The 13,324-nt window shown below is 39.5% G+C and carries 10 protein-coding genes; 4 read left to right on the forward strand and 6 right to left on the reverse strand.

From position 1 onward, the window contains the following. Positions 1–50: 50 nt before the first annotated feature. From LUD75_RS01960 to LUD75_RS01975, 4 genes are all read right to left on the reverse strand, one after another. Positions 51–4,319, reverse strand: coding sequence for a T9SS type A sorting domain-containing protein (locus tag LUD75_RS01960; protein ID WP_232704042.1), 4,269 nt, complete (start codon positions 4,317–4,319; stop codon positions 51–53). A 331-nt stretch (positions 4,320–4,650) separates the two neighbouring features. Next, complete coding sequence (locus LUD75_RS01965) at positions 4,651–5,202, reverse strand: FG-GAP repeat protein (protein ID WP_232704043.1); 552 nt, start codon at positions 5,200–5,202, stop codon at positions 4,651–4,653. Positions 5,203–5,226: 24 nt separating this feature from the next. Next, complete coding sequence (locus LUD75_RS01970) at positions 5,227–5,829, reverse strand: SMI1/KNR4 family protein (protein ID WP_232704044.1); 603 nt, start codon at positions 5,827–5,829, stop codon at positions 5,227–5,229. 148 nt (positions 5,830–5,977) lie between these two features. Further along, entirely contained in the window at positions 5,978–6,757 is a 780-nt protein-coding gene (locus tag LUD75_RS01975) for a hypothetical protein (RefSeq protein WP_232704045.1), read from the reverse strand. A 282-nt stretch (positions 6,758–7,039) separates the two neighbouring features. On the opposite strand from LUD75_RS01975, the gene glgP reads away from it, so the two are divergent. Both glgP and LUD75_RS01985 read left to right on the forward strand, forming a co-directional pair. Further along, complete coding sequence (glgP, locus tag LUD75_RS01980; RefSeq protein WP_232704046.1) at positions 7,040–8,692, forward strand: alpha-glucan family phosphorylase; 1,653 nt, start codon at positions 7,040–7,042, stop codon at positions 8,690–8,692. Between the two features lie 122 nt (positions 8,693–8,814). After that, on the forward strand, positions 8,815–9,471 hold the full coding sequence (locus LUD75_RS01985; protein WP_232704047.1) for a double zinc ribbon domain-containing protein: 657 nt from the start codon (positions 8,815–8,817) through the stop codon (positions 9,469–9,471). 76 nt (positions 9,472–9,547) lie between these two features. On the opposite strand, the gene upp is transcribed toward LUD75_RS01985, so the two are convergent. Next, positions 9,548–10,198: a uracil phosphoribosyltransferase gene (gene upp, locus LUD75_RS01990; protein WP_232704048.1), complete on the reverse strand. Its 651-nt coding sequence runs from the start codon at positions 10,196–10,198 to the stop codon at positions 9,548–9,550. A gap of 688 nt (positions 10,199–10,886) precedes the next feature. Then, a complete protein-coding gene (der, locus tag LUD75_RS01995; RefSeq protein WP_028121367.1) occupies positions 10,887–12,197 on the reverse strand; it encodes a ribosome biogenesis GTPase Der in 1,311 nt (436 codons plus the stop codon). Positions 12,198–12,435: 238 nt separating this feature from the next. Here der and LUD75_RS02000 point away from each other — a divergent pair, with 238 nt between their 5' ends. Further along, positions 12,436–12,897: a heme-binding domain-containing protein gene (locus tag LUD75_RS02000; protein ID WP_232704049.1), complete on the forward strand. Its 462-nt coding sequence runs from the start codon at positions 12,436–12,438 to the stop codon at positions 12,895–12,897. Continuing rightward, positions 12,894–13,319: a DUF393 domain-containing protein gene (locus LUD75_RS02005; protein ID WP_232704050.1), complete on the forward strand. Its 426-nt coding sequence runs from the start codon at positions 12,894–12,896 to the stop codon at positions 13,317–13,319. The genes LUD75_RS02000 and LUD75_RS02005 overlap by 4 nt, the downstream gene beginning before the upstream one ends. Positions 13,320–13,324 lie beyond the last annotated feature (5 nt).

Genomic DNA, 13,324 nt, shown 5'->3' on the forward strand with positions numbered 1-13,324 from the left:
CCGCAATGGAGTGTATTTTCTTGTTGATGGCTGTTTATCTTTTTAAAGATCTACCTCATCACTTTTTTGGTTCTCATATCGCCGGAGTTTTCGGCTTTTATGATATAAACGCCAGTTGGTAACGATGTGTTTTCTATTCTGAAATCTTTAGAATTTGACTTGTAAGATTTGATGAGCTTGCCGCCAGCTTCGTACAGCTCTACATTACCAAGGATTTTGAAAGACTTCACCACAAAAGAATTACCGTCTTTGTAAACCTGGAAGTCTGTTTTGACATTTGCACCAGCATCCAGATATGTGGACTCTTTGTAAACGATTTCAAATCTTGAAGCATCTGCTCCCTTTACAGCCTGGAAAGTGTAGCTTCCGTCACTGCTGAGATTGATATATTTGTTCAATAATTTGTCTCGAAGATAGATCGTCTGACTGCCATCGAAGATTCCTTCTGCAATCTGAAGATTGATGGTGAAGTTTCCGGCTGCAGAAGACACTACCGCAAGAGGCACAACATCGTCCGTATTGAAATTACCTTTCTTGCCCTGTATCGCAAGCTTTCTCGCTCCCAAAGTAGAATAGAAAGAATCCGAACCTATTACAAAAAGCTCACCGTCATAGTCCGTTTCGAAACCATCTGTAGCCCCAGGAATATAGCCAATCAGCAAACTGTTGACAAGATCATTAGGCGAAGTAAGCGTGAGCCAGAATCTGTTTCTTGATTCTTCATTTTTCTGGAAGAAGGTACCTGGACCGGCAATTCGAAGCACATTCGAAGCACCGTAATCATTTTTAAACTGAAGATTACCTGCACCGAAATCCTTTTTCTGCACGATGAATCCCTGGCCTACCTTCACAATGCCATTTGGAATAGCAGTAACACCCAAACCGACTGCTGCTCTTGTGGCGCTATTTCCTCCCGTCCCGTTGTAGATTGCATAATTGTTTGGTGTGTAATTCGATCCCGCCTGCACCGGAGTGAAATTGTTGTTGGTCCAGAAATACGCCGTATTCCAGATCAGAGATGAATTCCCCAGATACAGTTCATCGAATTTGATATTGGAAGGATAAGGATTCCCAACCAGGTTGTACCCGTGGATTACACTTCCGCCCGTGCCTGTGTTAGGAGATCTTTTGATTGCAACAGAAATATCAGCATTATTTGGAACTCCTGTAAAACTGTAAGTCTTGGAAATACCATTCAAGATGCCACTTTCTGCGCGGAAAGCATAGCCTTTTCCTGCCACAAAGTTGGGTTCTAAAGTCTGGTTGACAGCGCTGAACTTATCCGTGCTTTCATTATACTCATAAAGTCGATTTGCAGGCGTACCTGGCGAAAATGTCTGCAAATTCTGCCCAGACACCGGCGAACTCCAGTAGATGTAGTCCATTTGGGTCGTGAGATTATTAATATTACTCGCCAATCTTTGAGACTGGATATTGCCCGTATTTACAGCATCCGCATCCTGTATCAACTGCGCATTGTTTTCGAAGATGACAGACCCGCCGGTATTTCTAATTCCTTTCTTCGCCGTGAGAACAATTGGCCAGGCAGCATCCGTAGTAAGCGGCGTTCTGAGTGTTCCGCCTGTAACCGTAACCAAGTTATCAACCGTTGTGCTACCAAATAAGGTTTTCACACCACTATCAGAAATCTTGATATTATGATAAGCATTACTGCTTCTGAGTGTCTGATTTCCTGTAGAAGCCAGCTCAATCTCACCACCTGTAAGATTCATTGTGAAAAATCTTGGAATATACTCATTATCAATGGCAGTGGCAGATGCTTTGGTGATTTTATAAGCTGTTCCTGCAGCCATCTTGAGAACACCCGAACTGCTTTCTGTAGTTCCTCCGTAGATGTAGTTGACATCAGTCTCTTCCAAACGACCTCTCCTGATATCCAGAATACCTCCCAAACCGCCATTAATATTAGCATTCGTTAATTTGATAATACCAAAAGAAGTGCTCGGCGATAAAATCAGATTATTGTTGTCCATCTCCACTATGACTGCCTTTCCGTTGCTCAAATTTCCAATACCCGTTCCCATACTTTGATTTTCTTTTCCAATGTAATGGAAAGTTCCGTAGGCATAGCGCGGATCATTGGCCGTCCTCACGTTGCCGACAGTTCCTGCAGTAGCTGAAATCCCTTGTGGTGAAGAGATTTTGAGATACGCACCTAGTATGGCATTGAAGTCGGTTCCCGCTCTTCCGTTTCCTGTAATGTTGTTTGCAGTATTTCCCGTAAATCCGAAATCCAAAACAGCGCTACCTTCCACGAAGAATCTGGAATTGAGACCTAAATCAAAATCACGGGCAAGCTGTACATAGCTTCCAGGTTTTGCAGTGAAGAGAATCCTTCTGCTTCTGCTGGTATCCGGAAAGGCAACGTTGATACTCTGAATTTTATCCGCAGAAGTTCCATCGCCAGTGCCTGTAAAGTTGAAAACCTTATTGGCATTGTTATTCTGAGTTGCATCCAGTTTTCCGCCAGTTACAGTCAGATCGCCTTTTAGATTAATGATAGAACTTGCGCCGATCACTGTATTGGCATTCATATCGAATGTACCGCCAGTGATATTCATATTGCCATCGATATTCATCGTGTTACTGCCGGCTGTAAAGTTTGTGAGATTGACAATCCCTGACGACTGAGAATAGTTCCCAAGAACATTGATGGTATTGCCTTGCCCAACTGTGTAAGTTGCAGTTCCGCTTATAACGAGGTTGTTGTAAGTAAAAGACGGCGCGGTAATCACAGTTCCGGTTGCCGGAGAAAAGAAATTGACCGTACTGCCTGTCACCGTATAGGTTCCGGCTCCCGGTGTGAAGGTATTACAAATCCCTACTGTTCCTGCGCTTGGCAAAATACGGTTTCCTCCCGTCGCATCCAAAGTACCATAATTAAATGGCGGAATCGTCTGCGGACTGGTACTTTTGATCTGTATTTTACTGCTGCAATCCAACGTAGCTGTAGCACTGCTTCCGTAAACAACATTTCCTCGGATAATCAGATCACTGTTGGCGCCCAAATTCAGGTTTCCGTTGACAGTGATATTATTGATAGAACGAACGCCTGTTGTGATAAGACCGTTTGCTCCCGAATTGATGGTAATATTATCAAAAGAGGTAGGAACGCCATTTGGTGTCCAGTTCTCAGCAATCTGCCAGCTGGTATTCACGTTGCCGTTCCAGACATAATCATTAGATATAGAAGAACTTACGATATTGACATTATAATCCTCCGTGTCTCCGTAGGTTGTCGTATTACAGGAGTTTGCGCTGGTATACACCGTGTCACTTCCGCCCCGCAGCCTTATTCTCTTTGGTCCAAGACTCGCAGTTGCCGGTATTGCGAAGGTATAAGTTACAGTAGCATTACTGGTTGCAGGCGTTGTGGCTAAAGCAACAGCTTCCGAGTTTTCAAATATCCCATTACCATTGAAGTCAATCCACGCACCGCTGTACTGGATGTTTACAGGATCGTCTGTTCCGAAAGTCATTGACAGCGTATTGGTCGTAGATCCCCGAACCAAATCCAACGGCGGCTGATTGTTGGTGTAAAGATAGCCTGTGTTGCCTGTGGTTGCATTAGAATAGTTATCGCCCAGAGAATTAGTGAGACTCATATTCAGAATCCTGTCGTAAGTATTGGAATTGGTCTGATTTGCCAGACAGCTACTCACCGAAAAAGAAATATTATCGATTGCCGCAGGCTGGCTTCCGTTGCCATTGCTATTATTCGTCCATTCAAAAACCAATCGCATGTTCTGACCAGCGAAACTGCTGATATCACCTGTGATGCTGTAAGTGGTAAAAGTTCCCTGTCTTAAAAAATTGGCACCAATCTGCACTCTTCCTGTTGCGGCTGCAATTGGTGTTCCGGCCGTAGGCGTAAAACCCGAAGGCACGAGCCAAACCCGCAAATAATCATAATCTGTACACCCTAGAAAACAAACTGAATCCCCCTGAGCTTTCCAGTCAAAAGACAAAGTTGCATTGGTTGTACCTGCCGGAACTGTAATATCCCTGTAAGCCTGCGTTATAGATGATGTAGTCAGCGTGTATTGATTCGACACCCCATTGTTATTTGAAATATAAAGCGATTTATTTCCCACTCCATTGCTGGTAGCAGTTCCTACAAACCATTTGTTAACCTGAGTTCCATTAATAAAACTCCAATTATGGGTGCCTTCGAAATTTTCAGAATAATTGAGCGTTGCCTGCGCAGAGATTGTTATACTACCCAGCATCAATAAGCAGACATAAAATACATTGTGCAAAATATTATCCTGCATGTAAATTAATAGTTTTTCCTTCATAATAAACTTATATTTTTACTTTATTCGCAATGATATAAATTTATTTTTAAATAAAAAAAGCAAAATCGTCTAAAATATTTAATTCACTTATAATCAATAATTTAAATTTAATTACTTGATATTCATCATTTCACCGTAAAGAATTCCGAGATGTATGATTTGTAAAATAGACAGTTGATATTTTTTCAAATTATTTTGAGATCTAAGTCATTTTGAACATTAATTTTGTTTTAATATTCAAACCATTGGCAGTATCTTTTGATTTTGATAGAAATTTATCAATAATATAAAAACAAAAAAAACGCCCTTTGATAAGGCGTTTTTCGAATAATTAATAGACTTTGTTTCCGGAAATTGTCAGAATATGTTCGGTCTTGATGGAGGGACAACACCTGCCATCTTCCTCCGCATATTCCAGTTTTTCAACGTAGATTTTGCCATTACTGATTTTCTTAAAACTAAAAAGATAATCCGGCTCAAATCCTCCAATAACCTTCACCCGCTTGCCGTCGTTTTGATACAAAGTCAAACCCTGACCCACGAGCGCATTCCCTCCACCTTTCGGCGAGAGCGAGAAGTAGATTGCAACATCGTCTATTCCGTCGCCTGTGAAATCTCCTGTCGCCGGTTCCTGAAGATCCAAATTTGCACCGTGCGATTCCAATATTTTTGGCAGATAAGCGTCAAATTGTGCTGTTGCAAGTTTTACAGCTTCGGCAGTTGAAATCTTTGGCGTCGTAACTTGCGCCGGACTTTTAATATTGGCAGTCATTGTATTTTTTTCAGACAGAGTTTCTTTCTGCTTCTTACTTTTCACATCATTACAAGCCGATAGAGAGAAGACAAGAATTGCCAAAGTCATTATACCAGATTTTGTTTTCATAATATTTGTTTTGGTTAATTTTTATTAATCAATCAGTTCTTCATTAATAAAATCAAATTCGTTACCAATCATCTTTTTCAGATAATCATCAAAGCTCTCCGCAATTACTTTGAATTCATCCGGATCGTGCAAAAACCTGAGAATCTGACCAACTTTCCCTTTTTCCGACGGACTGAAATCTATAAACAGCTGCGAAGTTCCGCCATTGTTCATACAATCTGAGAAGTGAAGCCATTTAACATCCTCCGTTTTATCCGTGATTTTGTCATCAATTTTTACCTCTTCGTATTGACGTTCGATGTAATCTAAATAATATTGTGTTGCAATGTTTTGATTAGCCAATATTTCCTGAGATGACAAGAGATAATAAGGATATTCCCAAATGTCAGATCCTAGGAAATAAAGGGCAATTTCTTCGCCTGCATATTCTCTCCAATATGTGCCGTCTGCATATTCCAGCAGGTTAATAAATGACTCGGGAATTTCAGGATAAATAATTTTGAGTTGGTCGAGATCAGCTTGCGCCGCACCGTGTTTGACGTTTTCAAAATGTTCCCAAATATCTTTTCCGCCATTATCGGAATAAGCTTTCCTGAGTCCTGAAATATATTGTTCTGCTAAGTTCATTTTTGTAATGCTTTGAATTTTTGAATACCAATATCAATCCATTTTCAAATTACAGAAACTACATTTTAAAATCACTTTAAAAATATTTGATCTGAAATCTTCTAACCAAATCGCACTAAAACCCTCAAACTCTCCAACTCAAAAACCGTCACTTAATCACCATCATCTGACTGTGAAGATTCTCAATGTGCAGGATTTTGGAAAACGGACTGCTGATGTTCTTCAATTCTTCTTTTGCGTGGATGTAGGTGTAGCGCGAAGCAATGTTGTACATATTGGAAACCAGTACCAGCCAGCATTCTTTAGCTTTGGAGTTGTAAAGTTTGTACTTGCTGTTTTTCTTCTCAATCACCTGGCGGATCTTTTCGGAATGAAGCTCATCAAACAAAGAAAATCGGTATTCCAAAAACAAAAGAACGCCCTTGTGATGGGGCGTTCTTCTGATATGTTTGACAAATTTTGTGTTCTTGTTGTTGGTGATCGCAGACGAAATTTCTTTAATCAACTGCTCCGGCTGCTGGTAAAAGTCTTCCTGATGATAATCGATGCTGAGATAATAAATTCCGGAAAGGCTTTTATATTCTGACAACAGCGCTTCTACAGTTCGAAAGATATGATTGATGTAGCTTTCCTTTTTCTTGAGCTCAAAATGGTTGATAATCTCCGAAACCTCCACACCGATGCTTTTTCCCTGATAATTAATAATGAAATCGGGACTTTCGCCAGTAAGATTTTCGATCTCGATATCAGGATAATGAGCGAATAAAGTGCTGAGAAGCAGGAGCTCCGTTTTCTTCTGATATTCCTCGCGCTCGTGCAGGTTTGCGCTGCCAATGGAATCATACCATTTCACCAGATTATCCGATTTGCAGGTTTTGGAAGCGACGTACACATCCAAATTCTTCTGAAGGTCTTCACAATAGATCATCTTGAATTTATTAGAAATTAAACCTGTTTAAATTTAATAAATAATTGATTACAAAATACTTATATGAATTAAAATTAACAAATAAGAAGATATAACAATGTCAAAACATCAAACTAAAATGAATAATAAGCACACAGCAAAGCTTCACAAACAAGCAATGGCAAACGCAAAGGCAAATTAATTGTTTTTATTTTTAACATTATAAGATTCTAAATGACCGTACAAAAAACTAATTGTTATATTTGCAGGCATATAGATAAGACCTTAAAAATTATAACAATAATGGATTTTAAAAACTTCAAGATGCCTTACAGCATCAATCCAGATTACACCAAGAAAACAGCTTATTTCTCCATGGAATTCGCGATCGATCAGTCTCTGAAAATATACAGTGGTGGTCTGGGATTTCTTGCAGGTTCGCATATGAAAAGTGCTTACAATTTGAAACAGGATTTCGTGGGAATCGGGATTTTGTGGAAATATGGTTATTACGACCAAAGCAGAAATATGGATCAAACCCTGAATCCAATCTGGACCAAAAAAATGTACAGCTTTTTGGAAGATACGGGCATCAAATTTCAAATTGAGATTCACAACGCTCCGGTTTGGGTAAAAGTTTGGTATCTGGCTCCAGAGACTTTCAAAACCTGTCCAATGTTCTTCCTGAGCACAGACGTTCCTGAGAATGATCATTTATCAAAAACAATCTGCCATAAACTCTACGACGCCAACGAATCTACCAAAGTTGCCCAATACATTCTTCTAGGAAAAGGTGGTGCAAAACTTTTGGACGTGATGAATTTCGAGAGAGATGTTTATCATTTGAATGAAGCGCACGGATTGCCTGCAGCGTTTTATTTATTAAGAAAATACGGCGGCGATCTTAACAAAGTGAAAGAAAAATTAGTTTTCACAACTCACACACCAGAAGAAGCCGGAAACGAAAAACACAACATCTACCTTTGCCACGATATGTCCTACTTCTGCGGACTGACGATAGATGAAGTAAAGAAAATCGAGGGTGTGGAAGACGACAAATTCAACCACTCGCTTTGCGCTTTGAGAATGGCGAGAGTTGCAAACGGTGTGTCACAGCTTCACGGTGTGGTTTCCAGAGAAATGTGGAACAAATATCCGGGCATCTGCGAAATAAAATCGATTACAAATGCTCAGGAATTCAAATATTGGGCAGACAAAGCGCTTTATCAATACAAAGAGGAAGGCGATAATGAGGAATTTGACATCAGAAAGGCATATCTAAAAAAGAGAGCATTCAGAATTGTTGCAGACCAGACCGGAAACATGTTTGACCCAAAAGTTTTAACCATTGTCTGGGCAAGACGTTTTGCAGGATACAAAAGAGCAGATCTACTTTTAGCAGACAAAGAGCGTTTCAGAAAAATGCTTTCCAACAAAGAACATCCGGTGCAGATCATTTGGGCAGGAAAACCTTACCCGATGGATTATGGCTCGATCTCGACTTTCAACAACCTGGTTGAGGAAAGCAAAAATCATAAAAATATGGCAGTTCTTACCGGCTACGAATTGTCTTTAAGTAAATCCTTGAAACAAGGTTCCGACATTTGGTTGAACAATCCAAGAGTTCCAAGAGAAGCATCCGGAACCAGTGGGATGACCGCTTCTATGAACGGATCTGTCAACCTTTCGACTGACGATGGCTGGATCCCGGAATTTGCTAAACACGGCGAAAACTCCTTCGTAGTTCCAAAAGCAGATTACGAGAATTGGCCAACAATCGAGCAAGATAGTTTTGACCTTAATAATCTTTATGATGTTTTGGAAAACGAAATCATTCCGGCTTATTACGAGAAACCAGATCAATGGAGAAAAATCGTTTTCACCTCAATGGATGACGTGAAAACGCAATTCAACAGTGATAGAATGGCAGACGAATATTACAAATTGATGTATTAATTATTAATGGTAAATTATTAATTATATAAATCTTATAATTTCTAATCCCTTCAGAATTTAAAACTCTGAGGGGATTTTTGTTTGAATTAAATTCTTAATTTTAAGTTTCAAAAACACAAACAATGATTTTCGATTTTCTCTTCCCAAACCGCTGTCTGGATTGCAATCAGTTGATTGACAAAAGTGAAATCGTCTGTGAGATTTGTAAAGACAAAATTCATTTTTCCCATCATCAATTCTCAGAAAACAATGGTTTGAAGGAAAAGGCTTCTCTCCTATTTCCGGTTGAAAATGCATTTTCATTAATGCTTTATGAAAAGGAAAGTCTGGCGCAGAAAATCATTCAACAATTGAAATACAACCATCGAGAAAAGATCGGGAAGAACCTCGCAGAATGGACCATAGAGAAATTAAACTTCGAAGACAAAAAGCCAGACCTCATCGCCACCGTTCCACTCCATCCCAAAAAGCTGAAACAAAGAGGCTACAATCAACTTCATATTTTCGCAAATGAGTTGTCAAAGCATTTTCAGATTCCAATCAGCCATTCTCTTCTTCAAAGAACAAAACATTCCAAGGCACAAGCGAAGAAAGACCAATTCGAACGTCTGAAAACAAAAAATGCCTACCAACTGACCGAGAAGATCTGTGATAAGCATCTATTATTGATTGATGACGTTTACACCACCGGAAACACAAGTTCAAATATTGCTTGGGAAATCCTACACAATTCCGAAAATGTAAAAATTAGCTTGCTGGTAATGGCAATGGACGTGTAATAATAAGTGATGAATGACAATTGATAAATGATGAATGGCAATCGATTATCATTTATCGATTATCATTTATAATGATCTATCTCTGAAGTTTCTCGCCGTAACTCAAATCCCCCGCGTCGCCCAAACCTGGTGTGATGTAACCTTTTGGAGTTAAACTTTCGTCCAAAGCGCCAATCCAGATATTTGCATCAGGATAAGCTTTTTGAATGGTTTCTACACCTTGTCGGCTTGCAATCGCTGCAACGATATGAATGGACGTAGGTTTTCCGTTGGTCAAAAGATCTTTAATAGCTTCGATAAGCGATGCGCCGGTTGCTAACATTGGATCAGCAACTATTAAGGGACGATTATCTAGGTTCGGGCAAGTCAAATAATCCTGTTTAATGGAAAAATAATCATTCACGTCGTGTTTTCTGTAAGCGGCTACGAAACCGCAATCTGCTTTATCAAAATAGTTAAGAATCCCTTGAAATAATGGAACGCCAGCTCTAAGAATCGTAGTGATCACAGGTTGTGTTTCGATTTCTTTTACGGCGATCTTTTCCAGTGGCGTTGTGATTTCGATGTCGATGAAATTCAAAGTTTTGCTGATCTCGAAGGCGGCAATTTCGCCGATGCGTTCCATATTTCTACGGAATTTTAAGCGGTCATTTTGTACCTCAACATTTCGAAGGTCATTGATCCAGGAGTTCACCAATGAGAATTCTTCTGATAAAACTTTTAGCATTTCGTTTATTTTGTGGGTAAATATCGTAAAAATTTGGAAATTGTCTGGATTTGGTTCAAATTTATTTTTGATGAAATTCGTTATTTAATGATATTTTGATGGTTATAGGTCGCTCCTCTGGAGCTTTTGCTAATGTTGATTTTTTTCCTACCAACAGGTTGCTCCTCTGGAGCTATGACAATCATTCAATTTCTTTTCTACCAGCAGTTCGCCACGCTGTGGCTTCTTTATAAAACTCAATTTGGTGATTTTGCTAAGATCAGACTTTCTTATCATTATTTTGTCATTCCGTAGGAATCTAAACTCTATGGATTTCTTGGAATGACATTATTGCATTGGTTTTCATATCATATTATCTCATTGTAACAGGTCGCTCCTCTGGAGCTTTGCCAACGCTCGTGATTTGTTTCCCTACCAACAGATCATCGCTCCGCGACTTTTTCTGATATAACTTTGCTTTTAAGCATTTTGAAAACTTGAAAGATGGTTGAAAGCTTCAACATAGCCCCGATAGGAGCGGCATCCTTTTTCTTTTTTGGTATTGAAACTTCGATTTGGATTGCAAATGTGGTGAAAAAAGAAAAAGATATAGCGGATAGCGGGTTGGACTGGTGAAAAGAAATAGACACGTGATGCTCCTAAAAATAAAAACCCTCTCGAAGTTTGAACTAAGAAAGGGTTTGGATTTTTATTTTTGTCTGAAGTAGATCTCGATCGGCACTCCGGTGAAACCAAAATTCTTACGAAGTTGATTTTCGGTGAATCGCTTGTACGGCTCCTTCACATATTGCGGAAGGTTGCAGAAGAATACGAACTGTGGCGATGGCGTTGGCAACTGCACACAATATTTGATCTTGATGTATTTTCCTTTGTTGGATGGCGGTGGCATTGCTTCAAAGATCGGCAACATCACTTCATTCAGTTTGGACGTTTTGATCTTTTTCTTACGGTCTTCGTAAACGACCATTGCCATTTCTACGGCTTTCAGGATCCTTTGTTTCGTCAAAGCTGAAACGAAAAGGATTGGAATATCATTGAACTGACCGATCTTGTCTCTGATGGATTGTTCGAAATCACGGATCGTATTCGTGTGTTTGTCCTCGATGAGATCCCATTTGTTTACAAGGATCACGATTCCTTTTCTGTTTTTCTGAGCCAATCCGAAGATGTTCATATCCTGAGATTCCCAACCTTGTGTGGCATCTACCATCAAGATCACAACATCGGAATATTCGATGGAGCGGATTGATCTCATTACGGAATAGAATTCCAGATCCTCGGAAACCTTCGCTTTACGACGCATTCCTGCAGTGTCTACCAGCACAAACTCGTGTCCGAATTTGTTGTACAAAGTCTGGATACTGTCTCTTGTAGTTCCGGCAACATCGGTTACGATATTTCTTTCCACATCAAGGAGCGCGTTCGTCATTGTAGATTTTCCTACGTTTGGACGACCTGCGATGGTGATCTTTGGCAAGCCTTCGAATGGATCTTTGTAATCTGTAGTCGGGAAATCTCTCACAACAGCATCTAGCAATTCTCCAGTTCCAGAGCCTGTTGCGGAAGACAATGTGAAATATTTTTCAACGCCCAATTGGTAAAACTCGGTTGCAGGAAGTTCTTCTTTGGAAGAATCCACTTTGTTGACTACCAAATATAAAGGCTTGTTTGATTTTCTTAATAATTCGAAGATCTCCTGATCGGTGTCTGTAAGTCCATCGTCCACGCTTACCATAAAGATGATAGAAGTTGCTTCGTCCACAGCCAATTGAACTTGCTTGCGGATCTCCACTTCGAAAACGTCGTCTGTTCCTACGTCGTAACCACCTGTGTCGATCACGGTAAAATCAACGCCGTTCCAGTCAGATTTTCCATAATGACGGTCTCTGGTAACGCCGGCAGTGGAATCTACGATGGCTTCTCTTCTTTCTAATAATCGATTAAATAATGTGGATTTTCCTACGTTGGGGCGCCCAACGATTGCGACAATATTTGACATAAATTTGTTTCTTTTCTTTAAAAATTAAGAGATAAAGAATTTTGAGATTTAGAAACTATTGTAGTATTACAAATTGCTTAATCTCTCAATCTCCGAATTTTTAAATTCTAGTTAAGAATGGGTTACTTCGACTTTCGAAGCCCAAAATTTTTGCAAATGTACTGATTTTATTTGGGATAGGATTTTTGAGTTAAATGTTTTGGACGAGAATTTGTTATATCTCTTTTAAAATCAAACTATGAAAAAAGTATTAATTGTTCTTTTGGTGGCTTTTATTATGATCCAGTTTTTTCAAATTGATAAAGTGAATCCCGCAACCAACGATGGAATGGATTTTATTAAGATTAAAAATACGCCGGAACCGATTGCCAATATTATCAGAAATTCTTGTTACGATTGCCATTCCAATGAGACCAAATATCCGGCTTACAGTTACATTCAGCCAGCGGGTTGGCTTTTGAAAAGTCATATAGATGAGGCCAGATTGGAACTTAATTTCTCTACATTTGCAACCTACGATTCGAAGCGACAAATCCATAAATTGGAAGAAGCAGCAGAATATGTTGAGCAAAAGAAAATGCCTTTGGAAAGTTACACACTCGGACATCCTGATGCGAAATTGACCGATGAACAAAGAAAACAATTAGTGGATTATTTCCGAATGGTCCAAAAACAAATCCAGCAAGCAAACTCATTATGACCACAGATATCTCAGTAAGTTTCAAAGACAAAAACATCGTTTTCTATGACGGCGAATGTGGATTTTGCAACCATTGGGTGCAATGGATCTTGGAGAAGGATAAAGCTGACAAATTTTTATTCTCGTCACTACAATCGGAATTTGGACAGAAGTTTTTGAATGAGCGAAATCTACCAAATCAGGTTTTTGATACGCTTTATCTGTGGAAACCAGACAGTTTTTATTTGACAAAATATCAGGCAATTTTAGAAATAGCTTCAGAAATCGGCGGCATTTATTCATTGGCTTCAATTGGGAAAATACTTCCGGATGCGATTGGAAATCAATTTTACAATCTTGTTTCCCGAAACCGAAAAAAGCTGGCTGCAAACCAATGTTTCTTACCAAGTGCGGAACAGCGGAAAAAATTTATTGAGAAATAGGCTTC

The organism is Epilithonimonas sp. JDS (assembly GCF_021261315.1).
Taxonomy (GTDB): Bacteria; Bacteroidota; Bacteroidia; order Flavobacteriales; family Weeksellaceae; genus Epilithonimonas.